The organism is Flavivirga abyssicola (genome assembly GCF_030540775.2).
In the GTDB taxonomy this organism is placed as follows: Bacteria; Bacteroidota; Bacteroidia; order Flavobacteriales; family Flavobacteriaceae; genus Flavivirga; species Flavivirga abyssicola.
On sequence record NZ_CP141266.1, the window covers coordinates 716126 to 736919 of the forward strand.

14 protein-coding genes are annotated in these 20794 nt (G+C 32.0%); 9 read left to right on the forward strand and 5 right to left on the reverse strand.

What is annotated here, in order from left to right:
- The first annotated feature begins 177 nt into the window (after nucleotides 1-177).
- On the forward strand, nucleotides 178-1134 hold the full coding sequence (locus tag Q4Q34_RS02795) for a tetratricopeptide repeat protein (RefSeq protein WP_303317065.1): 957 nt from the start codon (nucleotides 178-180) through the stop codon (nucleotides 1132-1134).
- Nucleotides 1135-1142: 8 nt separating this feature from the next.
- On the opposite strand, the gene rsmG is transcribed toward Q4Q34_RS02795, so the two are convergent.
- Complete coding sequence (rsmG, locus tag Q4Q34_RS02800) at nucleotides 1143-1772, reverse strand: 16S rRNA (guanine(527)-N(7))-methyltransferase RsmG (protein ID WP_303317064.1); 630 nt, start codon at nucleotides 1770-1772, stop codon at nucleotides 1143-1145.
- A gap of 306 nt (nucleotides 1773-2078) precedes the next feature.
- Here rsmG and Q4Q34_RS02805 point away from each other — a divergent pair, with 306 nt between their 5' ends.
- The 6 genes from Q4Q34_RS02805 to Q4Q34_RS02830 all read left to right on the forward strand — a co-directional run bounded on the left by Q4Q34_RS02805 (nucleotide 2079) and on the right by Q4Q34_RS02830 (nucleotide 15083).
- A complete protein-coding gene (locus tag Q4Q34_RS02805; protein WP_303317063.1) occupies nucleotides 2079-3173 on the forward strand; it encodes a fatty acid desaturase family protein in 1095 nt (364 codons plus the stop codon).
- A 34-nt stretch (nucleotides 3174-3207) separates the two neighbouring features.
- Nucleotides 3208-4392 (forward strand): pyridoxal phosphate-dependent aminotransferase, encoded by a 1185-nt coding sequence (locus Q4Q34_RS02810; protein ID WP_303317062.1) that lies wholly within the window; start codon nucleotides 3208-3210, stop codon nucleotides 4390-4392.
- 165 nt (nucleotides 4393-4557) lie between these two features.
- The gene (locus tag Q4Q34_RS02815; RefSeq protein ID WP_303317061.1) at nucleotides 4558-8286 is read left to right on the forward strand and encodes a two-component regulator propeller domain-containing protein; all 3729 of its coding nucleotides are present in this window, start codon (nucleotides 4558-4560) and stop codon (nucleotides 8284-8286) included.
- Nucleotides 8287-8453: 167 nt separating this feature from the next.
- The gene (locus Q4Q34_RS02820) at nucleotides 8454-11543 is read left to right on the forward strand and encodes a SusC/RagA family TonB-linked outer membrane protein (RefSeq protein WP_303317060.1); all 3090 of its coding nucleotides are present in this window, start codon (nucleotides 8454-8456) and stop codon (nucleotides 11541-11543) included.
- A gap of 29 nt (nucleotides 11544-11572) precedes the next feature.
- Nucleotides 11573-13165, forward strand: coding sequence for a RagB/SusD family nutrient uptake outer membrane protein (locus Q4Q34_RS02825; RefSeq protein ID WP_303317059.1), 1593 nt, complete (start codon nucleotides 11573-11575; stop codon nucleotides 13163-13165).
- Between the two features lie 124 nt (nucleotides 13166-13289).
- Entirely contained in the window at nucleotides 13290-15083 is a 1794-nt protein-coding gene (locus Q4Q34_RS02830; protein ID WP_303317058.1) for an alkaline phosphatase, read from the forward strand.
- Between the two features lie 76 nt (nucleotides 15084-15159).
- On the opposite strand, the gene Q4Q34_RS02835 is transcribed toward Q4Q34_RS02830, so the two are convergent.
- The gene (locus Q4Q34_RS02835; protein WP_303317057.1) at nucleotides 15160-15420 is read right to left on the reverse strand and encodes a hypothetical protein; all 261 of its coding nucleotides are present in this window, start codon (nucleotides 15418-15420) and stop codon (nucleotides 15160-15162) included.
- Between the two features lie 259 nt (nucleotides 15421-15679).
- Entirely contained in the window at nucleotides 15680-15937 is a 258-nt protein-coding gene (locus Q4Q34_RS02840; protein ID WP_303317056.1) for a hypothetical protein, read from the reverse strand.
- A 369-nt stretch (nucleotides 15938-16306) separates the two neighbouring features.
- Here Q4Q34_RS02840 and Q4Q34_RS02845 point away from each other — a divergent pair, with 369 nt between their 5' ends.
- Entirely contained in the window at nucleotides 16307-16963 is a 657-nt protein-coding gene (locus tag Q4Q34_RS02845; protein WP_303317055.1) for a response regulator, read from the forward strand.
- 6 nt (nucleotides 16964-16969) lie between these two features.
- On the opposite strand, the gene Q4Q34_RS02850 is transcribed toward Q4Q34_RS02845, so the two are convergent.
- Both Q4Q34_RS02850 and trkA read right to left on the reverse strand, forming a co-directional pair.
- Nucleotides 16970-18463 carry a TrkH family potassium uptake protein gene (locus Q4Q34_RS02850; RefSeq protein ID WP_303317054.1) on the reverse strand — a complete coding sequence of 498 codons (1494 nt, stop codon included), beginning with the start codon at nucleotides 18461-18463 and terminating at the stop codon, nucleotides 16970-16972.
- Nucleotides 18464-18478: 15 nt separating this feature from the next.
- Nucleotides 18479-19828 (reverse strand): Trk system potassium transporter TrkA, encoded by a 1350-nt coding sequence (trkA, locus tag Q4Q34_RS02855; RefSeq protein WP_303317053.1) that lies wholly within the window; start codon nucleotides 19826-19828, stop codon nucleotides 18479-18481.
- 238 nt (nucleotides 19829-20066) lie between these two features.
- On the opposite strand from trkA, the gene ubiE reads away from it, so the two are divergent.
- Nucleotides 20067-20792 carry a bifunctional demethylmenaquinone methyltransferase/2-methoxy-6-polyprenyl-1,4-benzoquinol methylase UbiE gene (gene ubiE / locus Q4Q34_RS02860; RefSeq protein ID WP_303317052.1) on the forward strand — a complete coding sequence of 242 codons (726 nt, stop codon included), beginning with the start codon at nucleotides 20067-20069 and terminating at the stop codon, nucleotides 20790-20792.
- Nucleotides 20793-20794: the final 2 nt, after the last annotated feature.

A 20794-nucleotide genomic window follows, 5' to 3' on the forward strand; every position in this document is an offset into this window, starting at 1 on the left:
CGATAAATGTAGTATTTTATTATTTAAAAACAAATAAAATCTTACATAAAATGATTTTTGTCATTTTTTTTTGCAGTGAAAAATTGCAATCATTTACAAAAAAATTCTCTTTTCTTTTAAAATTATATTACATTTATTATTAAAAAAGCGGCATATTATTTGTTGACTAAATTGAATATGAAAAAATATATTATTTTAATATTAAGTCTAATTCCGTTACTCACATATTCTCAAGCCAATAAGTTCTATAGAAAAGCTATAAGAGAAACCGATTTAAATGAAAAAATAAACCTCTTTACCAAAGCTTTAGAATTAGATTCCAAAAACTTAGATGCTTATTTCTATCGTGGTATTGCAAAAAATGATTTAGGAGATTATCATGGTGCCATTGTTGATTATTCTAAGATTATTGTACTAAAACCTGATGCTGATACTTATTATAATAGAGGAAATTCCAGATACAGTTTAAAAGATTTTGTTGGTGCCAAAAATGATTATAGCAAATCCTTTGAATTAGATTCCACCTTCATTGATGCCTTGTATAGTCTTGGCTGTGTAAAATACGATTTAGGAGAATATAAAGACGCTATAAAAGATTTTAGTAAGGTTATAAAAGCGGTTCCCAATCAGCCAAAAACATACACTTTAAGAGCTGCTGCACATAAAGCTTTGAAAGCATACAAAAAAGCATTAAAAGATTATTCTTTAGCTATTATAGCAGAACCAAGTGCTCATAACTTCTATAACAGAGGCGTATTTTATATGGAGATTAATTATTACCAAAAAGCTAACACCGATCTGTCTACTGCATTAAGAATCAATAGAAATAATACATATGCATACTTTTATAGAGGGGTATCTTATTTATTATTAGGTAAATTTAATACTGCCATTTCAGATTTTTCTACAGCATTGAAATTTGATACTACAGATTTTGATGCACTCCTTGGCCTGTCATTAGCTTATTACAAAATTGGAGACATTCCTAATGCTAAATTGAATTTGCAAAAGGCAAAATCTATACTATCTCCAGAAAAAGACATAGAGTCTATAGATTTATTTGCTAATACCTATTGGTTTCAAAATCAGTATTTTTATTTTAATAATAATATGAATCCCATATTAAAATTATAGTTCAGGGGCTACCCTTTGTATTTTAATGGCAAGTGCACCACTTTCTTGGTTTCAAAAAAAACCTCTGTATAAAAATCACTTATATTATAAATAGTTACTGTTTTATAATCCTGAAGTTCTTCGCTTAAATCACCGCCTTTTAAGTATAAAATACCGTTTTTTAGGTCGTGATTTTGTTGTTTCGTAATTTTTCCTTTAACCCAATGCACAAAAGTCGGCATAGCTGCCACTGCACGACTTACAATAAAATCATAAGTATCTTTAATATCTTCTACACGACTATGTGTGGTTTTTATATTAGTCAACCCCAAACCTTCAACAACCTCATTAACCACTTTCAATTTTTTAGCAATGCTATCTACCAAATGAAAAGAACATTCAGGAAACAAAATAGCCAAAGGGACACCTGGAAACCCTCCGCCAGTACCAACATCAAGGATTTTACTATCAGTTTTAAACTTCAAAACCTTTGCTATAGCCAAAGCGTGTAAAACATGGCGTAAATAAAGCTCATCAATATCTTTACGAGACACCACATTAATCTTTAAATTCCAATCCTGATAAAGTGTTTCTAACTTTTCAAACTTTGAAATCTGATCGTCTGTAAGCTCGGGGAAATATTTTAAAATTAGCTCCATAGGTGTTAAATTTTCAACAAAAATATACTTTTTCTGTGCATATTTTTACAAAAAAACGTTATTACTTAAGTTGGTTTATACTTATCTTTGTACGGTATATAACAATTGGAATTTATTCCTTATACCTGTTCTGATTTAAATTTGTCCATAAGAAAAATGAAAGATTTTTGCTTTAGACGAAAAAGAAAAGTCAGGCATAGCCTTAGCTATGGCTTTCTTTTATTTTGAAGTATTAAGTAAAAAGAGACTTTTTTATTGAGGAAATTTAAGTTGGAAATGGTATAATTTATATTTTAAATTAGTAGCATGAGCAAACAAGCATTAACGTTCTCAAGAAATGATTCTGCTAAGTTTTTTAAAACACTTAATAAACGTGTTAACAATTACTTTAAAGAGAATAATATAAAACGCACAGGAAACTGGAAACTATACACGAAAGCCATAGTGATGTTTTCATTACTTATAGTACCTGTGGTATTAATTTTCACAGTGGACTTACCAAGCTGGGTTCAAGTTATTTGCATGATGGTTGTAGGAGTAGGTATGGCTGGTGTTGGCATGAATGTTATGCACGATGCAAATCACGGCTCTTTTTCAAGTAAGAAATGGGTTAATAAATTAATGGGGAGTAGCATCTACATTTTAGCCGGAAATGATTATAATTGGAAAGTACAGCACAATGTTTTGCATCATACTTATACAAACATTCAAGGTCATGATGAGGACATAGATGCTGGTCGAATTATACGCTTTTCCAAGCATACAAAATGGCTTAAAATTCATAAATACCAAAGGTATTATGCTTTCTTTTTATACGGTTTACTAACTGTAAATTGGGCCATTACTACAGATTTTAAACAGACATTTGTGTATTTAAAAAGGAAATTATCTTACGGTAAATTCCCTAATCCTGCAACGCAGTGGACCAAATTAATTGTTGGTAAAATTATATATTATGCTATTTGGGTTGTTTTACCATTAGCATTAGGCTTTACCTGGTGGCAAGTTTTAATAGGCTTCTTTATTATGCATTATACTGCTGGAATTATTTTAAGTGTTATTTTCCAATTAGCACATGTTATGCCTAATACAGACATGCCTTTACCAGACGAAAACGGTAACATGAAAAACACCTGGGCCATTCATCAATTATTTACAACCTCAAATTTTTCTCCTAAAAGTTGGTTGGTAGAATTCTATACTGGTGGGTTAAACCGACAAGTTGAGCATCACTTATTTGCTCAAATTAGTCACATTCATTATAACAGAATAGCGAAAATAGTTAAAGAAACAGCTAAAGAGTTTAGCTTACCTTACAATGAATATGATACTATTTGGAAAGCTATTTCTGAACATTACAACCAATTAAAGGTATTAGGAAGAAAACCTAGTTTAGCCTAAAATTCACATTTTACATACAACAACACATAAAAAAATGAACTTATTATCAGATAGAATTTTAAACATGTCTACATCTGCCACTCTAGCTATGGCTGCAAAGGCAAGAGAACTTAGAGGTGAAGGAAAAGATATCATTGGCTTAAGCCTTGGAGAACCAGACTTTAATACTCCAGATTTTATTAAAGATGCTGCGATTCAAGCTATAAACGACAATTACAATTCATACTCTCCTGTTGATGGATATGTAGAATTAAAACAAGCTATTATTACAAAATTTAAACGTGATAATAACTTAACATATACCTTACCTCAAATAGTTGTATCTACAGGTGCTAAACAATGCTTAGCAAATATTGCTGCCGTAATGTTAAACAAAGGTGATGAAGTTCTTTTACCTTGTCCTTACTGGGTTAGCTATTCTGATATTGTAAAATTAAATGATGGGGTTCCTGTAGAGGTTAAAACATCTATTGAAACTGATTTTAAAGTAACACCTGAGCAGCTTGAAGCAGCCATAACCCCAAACACTAAAATGATGTGGTTTAGCTCGCCTTGTAATCCAAGTGGATCTGTATATAGCAAAGAAGAGTTAAGAGCATTAGCAGATGTCCTAGTTAAATATCCAAATATTTATGTTGTTTCCGATGAAATATATGAGCACATAAACTACGGAAAAGGACATGCAAGTATGGCTGAATTTGACGACATGTACGATCGTACTATTACTGTAAATGGTGTCTCAAAAGCATTTGCTATGACGGGATGGCGTATTGGGTTTATTGGTGCTACAGAAAAAATAGCGCGTGCTTGTAATAAAATGCAAGGTCAAACTACAAGTGGTGCCAACTGTATTGCCCAACAAGCTGTAATTACTGCGCTTAATGCATCTCCAAGTAAGGTAAAGTATATGATTGATGAATTTAAAATTCGTCGTGATTTAGTACTTGGTCTTTTAGGTGACATTGAAGGGTTTAATTCAAATACTCCTGAAGGGGCCTTTTATGTATTCCCAGATATTTCTTATTACTTTGGAAAAACATTACGAGGTAAAACAATAAATAACGCAACAGATTTTTCTCTATATTTATTAGAAGAAGCATTAGTTGCTACTGTAACTGGTGATGCTTTCGGTAATCCGAATTGTATACGGATTTCTTATGCAGCATCTCAAGAACAGATTATTGAAGCTATAAAACGTATTAAAGAAGTTGTGAGTTAAATAGCTTACCATTTCAAAAATATTCTTAAAGCCATGAATTAAATTCATGGCTTTTTTTTTATGCTAAAAATCGAGCATATTATGCCATTTCTTACTTATAATTTAATCCTATAGTCATATTAAGTTAAAACAAGAATGATACTATTGTAGGTTAAAATAGTCTAGATGCTAAAAAACCTCATTTCATTTATTATATCCATTTCATGTGTATTCGGGTGGTCGCAACATATTAAGTTTGAAAGTTTTGAAACGAGTTCTGGGCTGTCCAACAATTCGGTGATAGATATTGAAAATGACCCGGATGGGGGACTTTGGATTGCCACTTGGGATGGTTTAAACTATTATGATGGCTACGAATTTACAATTTATAAACATGACGTTAACGATAACACCTCAATCCCCGGCAACTATATCGTTAAATTAAAAAGGGACAACGCAGGTTTTATATGGATTTTCACTCGTGGGGGTCATGTAAGCAAATACATTGGAAATAATAAATTTCAAAACTTCAAATTTGATGAAGCTGTAAAAAGAATGGAGGTTTCCAAAAAAGGAAATATTAGTATTCAAACAGCAAGTAAAAATTATGAGTTTATCGATAAGACCTTTAAAGAAGCAACAGCTTTAGATATTAAGCGGTCAGATCAAAAAACACTTAAGGACATTCTTTTAAACAAATATCCAAATGTAATTATAAACGATATTCTTAAAGATAAATCTGGAAATATTTGGTACGCCACACGCACAAATGGTCTGTACATCATTCCTAATAATTCAGAAAACATTAACAATGAACAAATAGACCATTATACATATGATCAATATTCAAACTATAGCTTTAAAAGTAATGAAATAGAAAAATTACACGAAGATCTTTTTGGAAATATTTGGCTGGGACACAAAGATGGCGGGATTAGTATGGCTTATACTAATTCAGAACAAATAACATCAGTGACTCCCCACCCAAAAAAATTTCCTCATTTACCAAACGAAACGTTACGCGCCATTACGAAAGATTTAAAAGGAAATTTATGGTTAGGCTACTACACATCAGGGCTTTTCACATATAGTACAAAAACAAAATGTTTTATTAAATTCCATATAAATGAAGCCAAAACACAACCCGATTGGAATCGTATTAGAACACTTTTTACAGCATCAGATGGCACTATATGGGCAGGAAGTTATGCTGGACTTATTCACATAAAACAGGGGAGCTATTCATTATACAGTTCGAAAAACATCCCGGAATTGCCCAACAATAGAAACTATTCAATATATGAAGATACAAATAAGCAATTATGGATTGCTTGCTGGGGTGGTTTGGCTAAATTTAATATCAAAAAAAACCGTTTCGAAGTATTTAAAGGGCAGGAATCTTTAGTATCATTTAATATAAGAGATGTCAAAATAATAGATAATGAAGCGCTTATTGCAACAGAAAATAATGGGCTTATTATATTAAATCTATCTACAGGAAAACGAACAGCTATTACTACAAATCATGGGCTATTAGGCAACAGTATCTATTCTATTTATAAAGATCAGGAATCTGGGTTTTACTGGATTGCTTCTTTAGGAGGTGTGAGTATTTATGATAAAAACCGAGGTATTATTAAAAACATAACCGAGAAAGAAGGTTTACCAAGCCACTTGGTGTTTGGGATAATTGATAATAACGATAAAATTTGGATAAGTACCTCTAAGGGCATTGGCACGATAGATAAAAAAGATTTCTCTGTGTTTTCTATTAATCCAAAAGCAGGTTGGCAAGCTACAGAATTTTCAGAAGGTGCATATTATCAAGATTCTAAAGGAATGCTCTTCTTTGGAGGCATCAATGGCTTAAACTACTTTAAACCCAGTAGTATTAATTTTAAGAAAAATAATCCATTCTTAAAATTAATAATAGATGGCAATGAAAAATATTCAGACTTTATAGAAAAACGATATTCCAATAACAAACTAGAAGTAAAAATTAAGCCTATCATTTTTCCTAATCCAAAACATGCAAAAGTATTTTATAAACTTAATGATATTGATAAAGCATGGAAACTTTTAGATCCTTCACAACATATAACATATGAAAACTTACCTTCTGGCCATTATGAGTTTTGGGTAAAAAATGGCGTAGACGACTTAGAACCTTCAATGGTTTTATCATTAAAAATACTGAAGCCTTTTTATAAGATGGTATGGTTCTACATCTTGCTAATCGTTACCATTCTTTTAGCGTCCAGCTATATTGTATATGTACGAAATAAAGCTATTAGGGTTCAAAATAAAAAATTAGAAGAACTTATTGCCAAGCGCACATTAAAAATAGAACACCAAAAAGAAATTTTATTAACTAAAAACAACCTGTTGGATGAAAAAAATAAAGAAATCGTATTACAAAAAGAAAAGCTTTTAAAGCTTCATAACGATTTAAAGGATGAAGCTTTTGAAATTGAAAAGTTTAAAACCTTTGTTTTAAATGAGTTTAGAACGCCTATAACAGAAATTATTAAAACAGCTTACGATATTCAAAATACTCCCGAAATTAAGGATACATTACTTCATCAATCTGGAAAACTAATTAATTTGATTTCTGAATGGCACCATTTAGATCGCATTAAGGATATTGGTGACTACAAAGTAACATCCATAAATTTATTACCTATCGTTAAATACTTTATCGAAAAGATAAAAATGGTACTTCAGGCTTCTAAAATTAATTTTAACTGCGAAATTAGTTCAAAAATATCATGGGTAGAAATTGATATTTTAAGGTTTAAGCTACTCATGCAATATTTCTTTCATGATATTATAAAATATTCCGATTCAGAAAGTTCATTACAAATTATCATTAATTATGAAAATGATACATTAGATATTAAAATAACATCTAACAGCAGTACTTTAAAAAACAATTGGTACAATATTCAACACTATAGTCCCTATTTTAAAACTGTAAAAGTGCTGCTTAATGATTTGGATGCGAATATATCCAACCATATTCAAGAGTTTTTTAACACATCATTTTCAATTCCTGCAATTAAAGTGGATACGGATGTTGAAATTATACAAGCTGTTTCCTGGAAGCATCTCAATATTGATGATAAATCTTCTCTTGAAAAGGATAACACCATACTTGTCTACGGAAATGTAAACGATTTTGAAATCGTTAATCAATTATTGAATCATAATCAATATAATATCTTTTTTGAAAGTAATATCAATGATTTTCTATCGGCTATTAAAAATATCGACATTGATATTGTAGTTCTATATCAGACTGTTTTCTCTAACAAGCTCATTTCATTATTAAACAGCTTTAAAACACAAGCTAATCAACGAAAAACACCTATAGTTTACATTTCTGAAGATATTAATTATGAGTTACAAGAACAATCTGTAGAATTAGGGATAGATAGTGTTATACAATTACCCGCAAGTAAGACATATATTAACAAAAAGATAAAAACTCTTATAAAACAGAAAGATACTAAAAGTGATAATACATTACAGCAAGAAGTTTTTCAGATTCTAACAGACAAGAAAGAAGTATTAACCCCTAATGACAAGCTAATTAAAAAAAGTCTAAACATTGTAAAAGAACATTTGCATGATGCTTCGTTTAACGTAGAAAAATTAATAACACTACTGGAAATATCCAATATTAAATGTTATCGTTTATTTAAAGAAACTCTAAACCAATCCCCATCAGATGTTATCACTAAATTAAGACTGGAAAAGGCCTGCTATCTTTTAAAGACCAAAAATCTAAACATTTCTGAGGTTAGCTTTGAATGTGGTTATAACAATCCCAAATATTTCGGACGTCTATTTAAAAAACACTTCAACATAAGTCCAAAAGCTTTTAAAGAGCAACAAACAGAAAAAAATTATTAAGACCAGATTACTCTAATGTTATGATAATGTTACTGTAATAAAAGTGCTGTTTTTTTAAATATTCTATCACATAATTTGAAAGATTTGTGCCTCCTCTTGAAATAATTTTGCCCCCTAATCGGCACCCTATCAAATACATTTGAACAAACCAAAAAAAACAATTTAACATGATAAAAAAAATGTACTTTTTGCTTCTATTAAGTTTAGGGTTTGTGTCCTATACTTATGCGCAAACAACAATTAAGGGAACGGTAACATCTATTGATGGAATGCCTATCCCTGGAGTAACCATAATTCCTAACAACCAAACTAGTTTAGGAGTATCAACAGATTTTGATGGTGGCTTTAATTTACAAATTAGTGAAGCTAGTGGTGTTGTATCTTTTTCGGCTATAGGCTATGCTTCCAAAGCATTAAACTACAGTGGCAATGCAACGATTAATGTACAATTAGATGAATTGGTAAGTGCTTTAGATGAAGTGCTTCTTATTGGTTATGGATCTGCAAAAAAAGGAGATATTACCTCTGCCATTTCTAAAGTTGAAGATATTGAAACGATATCTAGCAGACCAGTATCTAATCTATCCGATTTTTTACAAGGGAATATACCAGGTGTTACTGTATTACAAAACGGTGGGGACCCAACTTCTGCTGGAAAAGTATCCATTAGAGGACTAGGCTCTATAAATCCTGGTTCTGAAAGTGTCTTAACAGTTGTTGATGGAGTGCCTTATTACGGCCCTGCTATAAACCCAAATGACATCGCTTCCGTTTCTGTTTTAAAAGATGCAGCAGCAGCTTCTATTTACGGTGCATTAGCCAGTTCTGGTGTTATCGTTATTGAAACAAAAAAAGGAAAAATAGGAAAGCCCAGAATTGCTATTGACACCTACACTGGATTTAAAAAAGCGACCAATTTACCTACTGCTTTGAATGCAGAGCAACAAGCTGATGTTTACAATATAGCGACTGACAATGCTGGAGCTCCAAGAATGTCTGCTCATGATGCTGCGCAAAACCCATGGGGACAAGTAACAAGAACCAATTGGGTAGATGAAATTTTTAGATCTGCAGTAACAACAAATGTAAATGCAAATGTTAGTGGTGCCGGAGATGGATATAACTATCTAACATCTTTTAGTTATAACACAACAGAAGGTGTGCTACAAGGAACAGATTTTGAACGTTACTCATTTAGAGTAAAGTCAGATTTTGACCTTTCAAAAAGATTAACCATTGGGGAAAATGTTTACTTTTCACAAAGCAATGCTATTGGTACCAATACTATAAATGGCTATTCAGGAACTATTATCAATGCTATTTATATGCCATCTGCTGCTCCTGTTTATGACGAAGAAGGGTTATTTCATGGTGTAGCACCTTTTGAGCTTATTAACTTTGCAGGTGCATATGGTGATGTTTACAATCCTATGGCTTTATTATTGGCTCCCACAAATAAAAGACCTTCTACCTATATAAATGCCAATGTCTATTTAGATTATGAAATCATTAATGGGTTAAACTTTAAAACAAACTTTACATATTCTATTTCGCATGATAAAAGTAAAAGATTTGTACCTATAAGACCAGAATTAGGTAGAACAAACCTTACCAATTCATTAACACAAAGTAATGCGACTACAAACAGATGGATTTGGGAGAACCAATTAATATACAAAAAGGCTTTCGGAAAACACAACTTAGATCTTACAGCGGTGTATTCTTCTCAATTTAAAGATTTTGAGTTTTTAAGTCAACGAGGAGAAGGGTTTAGTTCGGAAGACAGTTTCAATCAATATTTAGGAAATGCAAATGTTTTAAGAAACCCTCAATCGGCTGCACATGAAGATGCCCTAACATCAGTTATAGGTCGATTAATGTATAACTATAATAATAAATATTTTGCCAGCGGTAGTATTAGACGTGATGAAACATCAAGGCTATTTTTAGATAATCAATCGGATGTATTCTATTCAGCAACCCTAGGGTGGAAGATTTCTAATGAGTCATTCTTTAAAAGCGAACTTATAAATGATTTAAAATTCAGAGCTTCCTGGGGTCAAATAGGAAACATCAATTCAGTAAACTGGTATTCATTTAACGTACCATTAAGATCGGGAGATGAAATTATAGGAGAAGATGGCGCCCGAAATGACAAGTCTCTTTTTCAAGAATTACAATCAAATAAAAACTTAACATGGGAAACATCAGAGTCTATTAATTTTGGTCTGGATGCATCATTATTAAATAACGCTTTATCTTTTGTAGTTGACTATTTTGAAAAAAGAACCAAGGATATGCTTTTACCAGGAGCAAGAGACCCACACATCGGTCTAAACCCAGCACAGGTAAATGGTGGCGAAGTTTTAAATCAAGGGTTAGAATTTGCGATTAATTATAAAAATAACATTGGTGATCTTAATTATGGTATTCGTGCCAATGCTTTTGCTTTATTAAACAATGAAGTTGTTAATTTAGATGGTTATAGTGAGAGTGGATCCAATTTTGTATTACCTGGAAACAGTGATGACCATTGGGTCAGAGGTGGTGTCTTAAGACCCTTCAGATCTGAAATTGGAGAAGAATTATTTTCAAATTACTTAATCCCTTATTTGGGAATCTTCCAAAATCAAGCAGAAATTGATGCTTATGTTAAAGATGGTAATTTAATTCAACCTAATGCTGTACCTGGGGATTTTAAATTTCAGGATACGGATAATGACGGAGATATTGATGATGATGATAGAGTACACATGGGAAGTTATCAACCAAATTTGACATATAATTTTGCTTTTAATTTAGATTATAAAGGCTTTGATATGAATATGATTTTTCAAGGCGTTAGCGGATCCAAAGCGTTTAATGGCTATAAGTACACCACTTATAATGCAGCTTTACAAGGCTATAACCTAGACAGCAGAGTATTGAACGCATGGACACCTAGTAACACCAATACGGATATCCCTAGAATTTCAAGAAGTGATAACAACAACAACTTTGGTAGAAACTCCAGCTGGTACTTAGAAAATGCATCCTACCTAAGGTTAAAAAATGTAACTATAGGCTATAATCTCCCAGTAAAAATAATGAACCGATTTATAGAAGGGTCTTCTTTGCGTATATATTTATCTGCAGAAAACCTATTTACTATTACTGATTATTCTGGAATGGATCCTGAAGTTGGCGGAAAAGGACTTGATGTCGCTAAATACCCATTATCAAAAACATTTACAACAGGTTTATCTTTAAAATTATAGAATAAAGACCATTTAAATAGATCATAAAAATGAAAAAAACAATTATAAAATTTGCAATGGTTACATTATTTGTTACTGTGACCACACTAGGAATAGTTTCATGTTCCGATGACTTTACAAACCTAGAACCCATAGGTAGTGTCTCTTCAGGAAATTTTTGGAGAACAGAACAAGACGCCGTACAAGCATCAAATAGTTTGTATTCTGAAATGAAATCTCAAGATGTATTTGGTAGAGGGTTTTTCTGGTACATGAATGCTTCTGATGATATGATAACTGGGCGAATAAAATCGTATGCAGATAATGCTAAGAATTTCAATTTAACTGGAGGCGAAGGTGCTTTTAATAGTATATACATAAATACTTATAAAGTTATTCGCAGAGCAAATGATGTATTGGCTAATGTGCCAGATATGAACATTGATGAGCCTTTAAAAAACAGAATCTTAGGAGAAGCTTATTTTATGCGTGGGTTTAGTCATTTTTGGGTAGCTCATACTTATGGAGATCATGGGACAAATGGAGGGGTTCCAATTATAACTGTTGAGAATATGGACGATCCAGCAAGTAGTTTTTCACGCCCAGCAAGTGTTGTTGATAATTATGCTCAAATTGCTGAAGATTTAAAACAAGCAGCAGATCTATTACCATTATTTACCGGTTATAGTTCTGATGATTACGGAAGAGCACACAAAGATGCTGCACTGGCATATTTGGCAAAAACATATTTATATTGGGCACAATACGATAGCTCTAAATACGCAGATGCCGTAACCTATAGTGATGCCGTTACCAACTCTGGTTCTGGAAGAGCTCTGGTAAACACCAACAACCCTGCTTTAGATTATAGAATGTTACACAGTTCTTTAAGCAATTGGGGTAGTGAATACATCTGGTCTGCAAACTCTAGTGAAGAAGGAGGCAGTATTTTAACTGGCGTTATGTTAGAAAATAAAGGATGGGGTAAATATAACGGATGGGGCTACTTCCAGCCAACAGCTGAATTATACGATGCGTTTGAAGCTACAGATGTTAGAAGAAGCGTTACTATTTTAAAGTTTGGTGATGAGTTCCAATATTTTGGAGAAACCAGAAGATACCAATCTGAAAATTCACTATCAGGGTTTCAATTCAACAAGTACATGTACGAATTCCAATTTGCAGATGCCATTGGAAATACCGTAAACCCGAATGGAGACCATCCATCAACAGATTACAATGTTCCACTTCTACGTTATGCCGAAATTTTATTGATAAAAGCTGAAGCATTAATCATGCAAGGTCAAAATGGTGATATTCCTTTAAATATGGTAAGAGAAAGAGCTGGTTTAGCACCTATAACTAGTGCTACTATGGACGATTTAAAACAAGAGAGACGTGTAGAATTAGCTGGAGAATTTGCCAACAGACATTTCGATTTAATTCGCTGGGGAGATGCCGAAAGCGCCTATGCACAACCACTTCATGGAAGAATACATACAGACAGAGCAGATCCAGATTCCCCCTATACCATTCAGGAAGTTTGGCCAGCTAGAAATTTTAATCCAGATGTTATGCATATTTGGCCAATACCAAATACAGTAATAGAATCTTCTGGCATCCCACAAAATAAAGGATGGTAAAAAAATTGAGTTAGTTTAGTTTTTTTGTAATTAGTTTGTAAAGGGGTTATAACTTTTTAATAGCCCCTTTATTTTTATTATTTTATTCAAAAATAGTTACACAACGATCGTTTAATCAAAACCTATGTTATCAAATTTCAAAATATCTTTAAGTCTATTATTTTTAATAGTATCCAATGTATCAGTTTCACAAAACACCTATATACATTCCCATAATGATTATAAGCAAGACATCCCTTTTTGGCGGGCTTTAACCAGTGGGGCGAATTCAATAGAAATTGATGTTTTTTTGCAACAACAAAACTTATACGTTGCTCATAGTAAACAGGAAATAGCACCTAAAAGGACTATTGAATCTTTATACTTAAAACCTTTAAAGGTAGCATTGGAAATGAAACATCGAGAACATCAATCATTATATCTACTGATTGATATTAAATCGGAAGCAACCACAACATTAAACAAACTTATTACAGTACTAAAACGCTATCCTTCAATAATTAATAATAAAAACATTAAAATAATTATATCCGGAAATAGGCCCTTAGCTAAAGATTATAGTAAATATCCTGATTTTATTTTCTTCGATTGGCAAAAAGCAGAAAAACCCGAATCGTTTATTAACTGGGAAAAGGTTGCTATGATTAGTTTAGATTTTAAAGCATACTCCGGTTGGAATGGAAAAGGCAGGTTAACCCATAAAGATTATAATCAAGTGACAACTATCATCTCTAAAGCAAAGGCGACTAAAAAACCATTACGTTTTTGGGGAACACCAGATTCTAAATCTGCCTGGAAAGTTTTCTTAGAATTAGGTGTAGATATTATAAATACAGATAAACCATACGAATGTGTTAATTATATTGAATCTTTTCCAAATAGATTAATAACATCAACGACATCTTCTGAAGTATATATGCCCAGTTTTAAATCAGATCAAAAACAACTGCCTGTAAAAAACATCATCTTCTTAATTGGAGACGGTAATGGCTTAGCTCAAATATCTTCTGCTGTTTTAGCTAATAATGGGAAATTATCTTTAACTCAATTGAAAAGTATTGGGTTAATAAAAACACAATCCGCGGACGATTTTATTACAGATTCAGCCGCTGGCGGAACCGCTTTTGCTACAGGTGTAAAAACAAACAACAGGGCTATTGGCACGAATATTAATGGAGAATCAATAAAAAACATCACAGAAATATTGCATCATCGAGGCTTTTCTACTGGATGTATCACAACAGATGAAATTACTGGTGCTACGCCAGCATCATTTTATGCCCATCAAGCAGATCGATCTGACGTTAAAAACATATCCAACGACCTTATACATAGCAAATTGAACTTGTTTGTAGGCGGTGGCGGTTTTCATTTTAAAAACACAGCTTTAAATCAAAAATTCAAACTGTTATCATCTATTGAAAACATAAATACAAATCGGGAAGATAAAATTGGAGTTTTAGTTTCTAACGAAGGGATTCCTTCTGTAATAGGCGGCAGAGGAAACATGCTTGCTAATGCAACTAAATATGGGCTTCAATTTTTAAAGCAAAAGAAGAAACCTTTCTTTTTAATGGTAGAAGCTGCTCAAATTGATAGTTTTGGACACAGTAATAATACTGCCGGAATAATCTCTGAGACTATCGATTTTGATAAAGCCATAACAGAAGCACTGAAGTTTGCCGACAAAAACCCTGATACATTAGTAATCATTACGGCAGATCATGAAACGTCAGGTTTTAGTATTCCGCAAGGAAACCTTGAAAATCATGTTATAGAAGGCGATTTTACAACACATGATCATACAGGGACTATGGTACCTGTTTTTGCTTATGGCCCACAATCGCATTTGTTTTCAGGTGTATACGAGAATACAGAAATATTTCATAAAATACAGGAATGCTTGTTGAAAGAGTAACTAGAATCAAAAACCTAGGTTATAACAACCAATCTTATACAGGTAATAAAAAAGCAGCTTATAAGCTGCTTTTTTGCTATATCAAGTATAGAAAAGTTGATATTAGAATTAGAAATAATATAAAGCATAACATAGTTTTAATTCTAGTTTTTCTGTTCTCTTTTATGGTTCTATTTCTAATTTCTTTTAATTGTTCTGCGGTTGCTTTTGGAAACTTTGCTAATTTAACATTGCTGTAACTACCTCCTAAAGCACTTTTTTCTTTTCTTTTTGATAAAAGGCTTCTATTATTTTTTAAAGAATTAATAGCTGCCAGCATTGACCCTTCTCCTCCCATGGTTTCTAGTATTTATAATGACATTGTATTGAAATACATTCAACACATTTTAAAGTTTTTGCAATAAATTGACTGTTCAATAAAACAAGTCTATCGAAATTCAATTCAAAAAAATATAAAAGATTATTTTGAGGTTAGCTCAAAAGATCATCAGTTAACAATCGTAAAAAAGCTGCTTTAATATATGTAGTATTTCTTGTAAAAATGTTACAACTTTTATAAAAAATATCAAGAACTTATCTTGACTTTTTCTATTTACCTAGGCAAAGATTGCAATAATAATAGTCGTATAAGCAGATACTTTCAAAATAGTTTCTGCACCCGAAGTAAATCTACATCGACTACTTTTTAAACGTTGTTTAATCCCAAAAAGAGATTGTGAAGTTATATTACTCAAATTCTTTGTTACTAATTTCTTATAGTTAGAATTTAATATGCCTTCTGGCTCAGCATGTTGTACATAACCTTTGGGTTCAGGTAATGGCTCTAAATCTTGTTCTGTTAATAATAATTCCATAATACTTTTATTTAATTGGTTATACAAATACGACGTCTGAAACTTAAGATTGTTACATAGTATTACCTTACACCTCTCAATTACAAGCATTTAAAAAACACTTAAATACAATATGACGAAGTTTTTTAGCACGAAAAGTACTACATGAAAAGCCACTAATTTACATTAGTGGCTTACATAACAAACTTTTGCTTAAATTATGGAAATCAATATAATAGCCCTTATTGCCATGTAATAAGCAAACTACAAATGAATGTTTTTTATTTATAAATCCATTGTGGTTTTTCCACAAATTTTTATTACATTAATAATACTAGTGAAAACAATCTATATTTTTGAATATTGAATTAAAAAGAAATACCCTCTAACATGAATACGATAAGCATTAACCTACTTATTATAGAAGATTCTGCTATCATAGCAAATGCTTATAAAAACATACTCAATGAAATTGAAAACGTGACCTTTAATGTTACTTTTGCTAAGAATTGCGATGAGGCTATACATAAAATTCAACGAACAAAAACACAAATAGTACTTCTAGATCTCCAACTTCCTATTTCAAAAAACGAACGTTTTATTTGCGGGGAAGACTTAGGTCTTTTAATAAGAAAAGAATCTCCTGACACTAAGATATTAGTTTTAACATCGATTACAGATCAGACTAGAATTCAAAACGTTATCAATGAAATTCATCCGGAAGGTTTTATGATTAAATCTGACATTGATGGTATTGATTTAAAAAATGCGATTATATATACTTTAAAAGGTAGAATATATTATAGTAAAACCATTGAAGGTTATACTCGAAAAACATATGCAAACAGAATAACGATTGATGATTTTGACAGACAAATATTGTATCATTTATCTATGGGAGAAAAAACTAAAGATTTGTCAAATTTTATTCCGTTATCAACTCGAGCTATTGAGGTAAGAAAAACGAAATTAAAAACCTTATTAGATACTAAAAATAAAGAAAACTTCAATTTAGTAAAAGAAGCTAAAAAATTAGGTTTTATATAAACTCTCCTATCTGTTACGCCAAAAGAAAGGCGTAAGCAAAATAAGTACTGTAAAAAGTTCTAAACGACCGATAAGCATTAAAAAAGAAGCCCACCATTTTGCTAAAGAAGGTAATGCAGAATAGTTATTTACTGGTCCAAATTCTCCAAGTGCAGGCCCCACGTTTCCTAAACTGGAAGCCGCTAAACCTATTGCAGATTTAAAATCTATTTCAAACATGGAAAACCCTAAGGATCCAATAATAAACGATAACATATAAAGAATAAAAAATCCTAAAATATTAAATACAATATCCCCAGAAATGGCTCTTTTATTATAACGTACCGGCAAAATAGCATTTGGGTGTAGTGTCCGTTTAAATTCTAAAAAACCATTCTTTATCAATATTAAATGGCGCACGACCTTTACCCCTCCCGAAGTACTTCCTGCCGACCCTCCTAAAAACATAAGACCGAAAAAGAAAACCATTAAGAATGGTGTCCACATGGTATAATCTGCAGTTACAAAACCTGTAGTAGTAACAATAGCCAATACTTGAAACAAAGAGTGTCTAAATGCGCTTTCAGCTTCGCCCCAAACCATAGGGTGTGCAATAGAAGATGCAGATATATCTGCTCTAAAATATATAATTATAGCTGCTATTATTGTAAAAACCCCTACGAATTTGAAGTACAATTTAAACTCTTCATCTTTAATTATTTTCTGAACTTTTCCCTTAAAAGCGAAGTAACTCAAAACAAAATTGGTACCAGCCAAAAACATAAATAATATAATAATATATTGAATTACTGGCTCTCCATTCCAATAAGCTACACTAGCATTTTTAGTTGAAAAACCACCTGTAGACAAAGTACATAGCGAATGATTTATAGCATCAAAAAAAGACATGCCCGCTACACTTAACAGCAATGTTTCTGCGGCTGTATATCCAAAATAAATAAGCCATAAACGCTTGGCAGTATCTGTAATTCTAGGGTGTAATTTATCGGCACTAGGGCCTGGTGCTTCTGCTGCGAATAGCTGCATCCCACCAATTCCCAATAAAGGCAGTATGGCAATCGCTAAAACAATAATTCCCATACCTCCTATCCAATGCGTTAAACTACGCCAAAATAAAACACCTTTAGGTACGGCTTCAATATCGTTTAAAATAGAAGCTCCTGTAGTAGTAAAACCAGACATGGTTTCAAAAAAAGCGTTTGTAAAGCTTGGAATACTTTGTGTTAACACGTAAGGTAGAGTACCTGAAAGCGCCATAATGATCCAACCAAAAGAAACCACAATGTAGCCTTCCCGCTTATTCATTTCTTTTTTATGACGTCTTGTAAACACCATAGCTAAAAGACCCGCTATTAGTGTAAATATACCCGATAAAGATAATTGAAATGTAACCCCATCTTTGTAAAGAAAACTAACAAGAGCAGATACCAGCATAAAACCACCATTAAATAGCAGTAGTAATCCTAAGAAATGAAAAATTATTTTATAATTTAACTTCATCTTATTAAGCGCATCTTAACGAAATAATTTTTCGACACCTTTTATCGATTTAAGGAGACTACAAACCACAACTCTATCTCCTTCTCGAATTTTAAAATCTCCAAGAGCTATAACACCTAAACCGTTTCTAATAACCCCTCCAATAATGGCTGACCTTGGAAAATCGACATCCTTAATATACTTATTACAAATAGCTGAAGTAGGCTTTACTTCAAACTCTAGTAATTCAGCATTCATATTGTTAAGTTTTGTCATAGCAACAACCTCTCCTTTTCTTATATATCTAAATATATTGTTTGCAGCTAATAACTTTTTATTTATTAGTGTTTCAATACCAACAGAATGCGATAATTCAAAATAATCCATGTTTTCAACCAAAGCAACCGTTTTTTTAACACCCTTGGATTTCGCTACCAAACAAGACATGATGTTCGTTTCAGAGTTCCCTGCCACCGCTATAAAAGCATCCATTTCACTAATATTCTCTTCATCGAGCAAATCAACATTACGACCATCACTATGAATCACTAAAACATTTGGTAAATCATCAGCAATTTCAAAGGCACGCTCTTTATCTTCTTCAAATAATTTTACTTTAAGTCCTTTGTCGCTTAAATCTCTTGCCGATTTATAACCAATTTGACTACCCCCCAAAATCATCACATTCTTTATCTCTCTGTTTGATTTTCCTGTTAGTCTACAAAGTTCTTCACCACCTCCTTCTGATGTTACAAATACAACATTATCACCTCTTTTAAACTCTGTGCTTCCTCTTGGTATGATTGTATATTGGGTTCCGAATCGTTGAATTGCAATAGGAACAAAATGGATTTCCGGGAAAATTTTCGCAGCTTCTTTAACAGTCTTGCCAACAAATGAAGCCGATCTGGACAATGTTAAACCAACCATAGTAAGTGCACCTCCTTCAAACTCGTAAGTATCATTAAAAGACGATTGTTTTAAAGACACTTCTATTTCTGCTGCAGCTAAAGCTTCGGGAGAAATTAACTCATCAATACCAAACTTAGTAAAACCTACTTCGTCTTTGTAAGTTATAAATTCAGTATTAGAGATTCTAGCAATGGTTCGTTTAGCTCCTAATTGTTTGGCTAATACACATACAGTGATATTAGTTGTCTCAATTGCCGTAACAGCAATAAACAGGTCACAGTTATTTATGCGAGCTTCTTTTAAAATAGAGATTGAAGTAGTATCGCCTCTAATAACTTTGATATCCAAATGGGTATCAGCATAAGCTAAACTCTCTTTGTCTATATCTATTAATGTTATTTCTTGAGACTCGTAAGACAACAATTTTGCCAAATGAAATCCAACTTCACCAGCACCAGCTATGATTATTTTCATTATTCAATTATCACATAAAGTAGAGCAAATATACTATAAAATACATATTGCCACATGAGATATTATAAATATTAATATTTGTTATCTCTTTGATTATTGCTTTTCTAAAAGCTTATATTCTTCCAAACAATATTTGTCTCAATAATTTTGGCTGGGATGACCTTCATAATCTATTTTGCCTTAAATTATTATATTAAAGTAAAAATAAATTATGTAGGTTTGCCAAAAAATAATAGCATTGTCAAAAATTAAACCCTACAAAAACAGTGATTTAGGCAAAAAAGAACAAGTCACTAAAATGTTTGATACTATTTCTAAAGATTACGACGGCTTAAATCGTGTTATTTCTTTTGGAATAGATATTAAATGGCGAAAAAAAGTAGTAAAAATTGTTAAAGAAAATACCCCAGAAACTATTTTAGATATTGCTACAGGTACTGGAGATTTAGCCATTAATCTAGCTGAAACTAATGCCTCAAAAATTGTTGGCTTAGATATTAGCAGTGGTATGCTGGAAATAGGTAAAGAAAAAATAAAGAAAAAATCTTTAGAGTCTAAAATAGACATGGTTTTAGGTGATAGTGAAAATATGCCTTTTGAAGATAATTCTTTTGATGCGATTACAGTTGCCTTTGGTGTAAGGAATTTTGAAACCTTGGAAAATGGTTTAAAAGAAATCTTTAGAGTATTGAAACCAAATGGTACATTCGTAATATTAGAAACATCTATTCCTTCTAAAACGCCTTACAAACAAGGTTATAAATTTTACACAAAATATATTTTACCCCTTATTGGAAAGCTATTTTCAAAAGATAGAAGTGCTTATAAATATTTATGTGAATCTGCTTCTGTTTTTCCTTACGGAGAAGCTTTAAACAATATTTTACGTAAAATTGGGTTTATTAATGTTGAGGATTTTCCACAAACGTTTGGTGTGGCAACAATTTATAAATCATCTAAGTAATA

What these genes read in the sequence shown, in the direction of transcription:
- Q4Q34_RS02795 (WP_303317065.1), top strand. Translation starts at nt 178, where the DNA reads ATGAAAAAATATATTATTTTAATATTAAGTCTAATTCCGTTACTCACA.
- rsmG (WP_303317064.1), bottom strand. Translation starts at nt 1,772, where the DNA reads ATGGAGCTAATTTTAAAATATTTCCCCGAGCTTACAGACGATCAGATT.
- Q4Q34_RS02805 (WP_303317063.1), top strand. Translation starts at nt 2,079, where the DNA reads ATGAGCAAACAAGCATTAACGTTCTCAAGAAATGATTCTGCTAAGTTT.
- Q4Q34_RS02810 (WP_303317062.1), top strand. Translation starts at nt 3,208, where the DNA reads ATGAACTTATTATCAGATAGAATTTTAAACATGTCTACATCTGCCACT.
- Q4Q34_RS02815 (WP_303317061.1), top strand. Translation starts at nt 4,558, where the DNA reads ATGCTAAAAAACCTCATTTCATTTATTATATCCATTTCATGTGTATTC.
- Q4Q34_RS02820 (WP_303317060.1), top strand. Translation starts at nt 8,454, where the DNA reads ATGATAAAAAAAATGTACTTTTTGCTTCTATTAAGTTTAGGGTTTGTG.
- Q4Q34_RS02825 (WP_303317059.1), top strand. Translation starts at nt 11,573, where the DNA reads ATGAAAAAAACAATTATAAAATTTGCAATGGTTACATTATTTGTTACT.
- Q4Q34_RS02830 (WP_303317058.1), top strand. Translation starts at nt 13,290, where the DNA reads ATGTTATCAAATTTCAAAATATCTTTAAGTCTATTATTTTTAATAGTA.
- Q4Q34_RS02835 (WP_303317057.1), bottom strand. Translation starts at nt 15,420, where the DNA reads ATGGGAGGAGAAGGGTCAATGCTGGCAGCTATTAATTCTTTAAAAAAT.
- Q4Q34_RS02840 (WP_303317056.1), bottom strand. Translation starts at nt 15,937, where the DNA reads ATGGAATTATTATTAACAGAACAAGATTTAGAGCCATTACCTGAACCC.
- Q4Q34_RS02845 (WP_303317055.1), top strand. Translation starts at nt 16,307, where the DNA reads ATGAATACGATAAGCATTAACCTACTTATTATAGAAGATTCTGCTATC.
- Q4Q34_RS02850 (WP_303317054.1), bottom strand. Translation starts at nt 18,463, where the DNA reads ATGAAGTTAAATTATAAAATAATTTTTCATTTCTTAGGATTACTACTG.
- trkA (WP_303317053.1), bottom strand. Translation starts at nt 19,828, where the DNA reads ATGAAAATAATCATAGCTGGTGCTGGTGAAGTTGGATTTCATTTGGCA.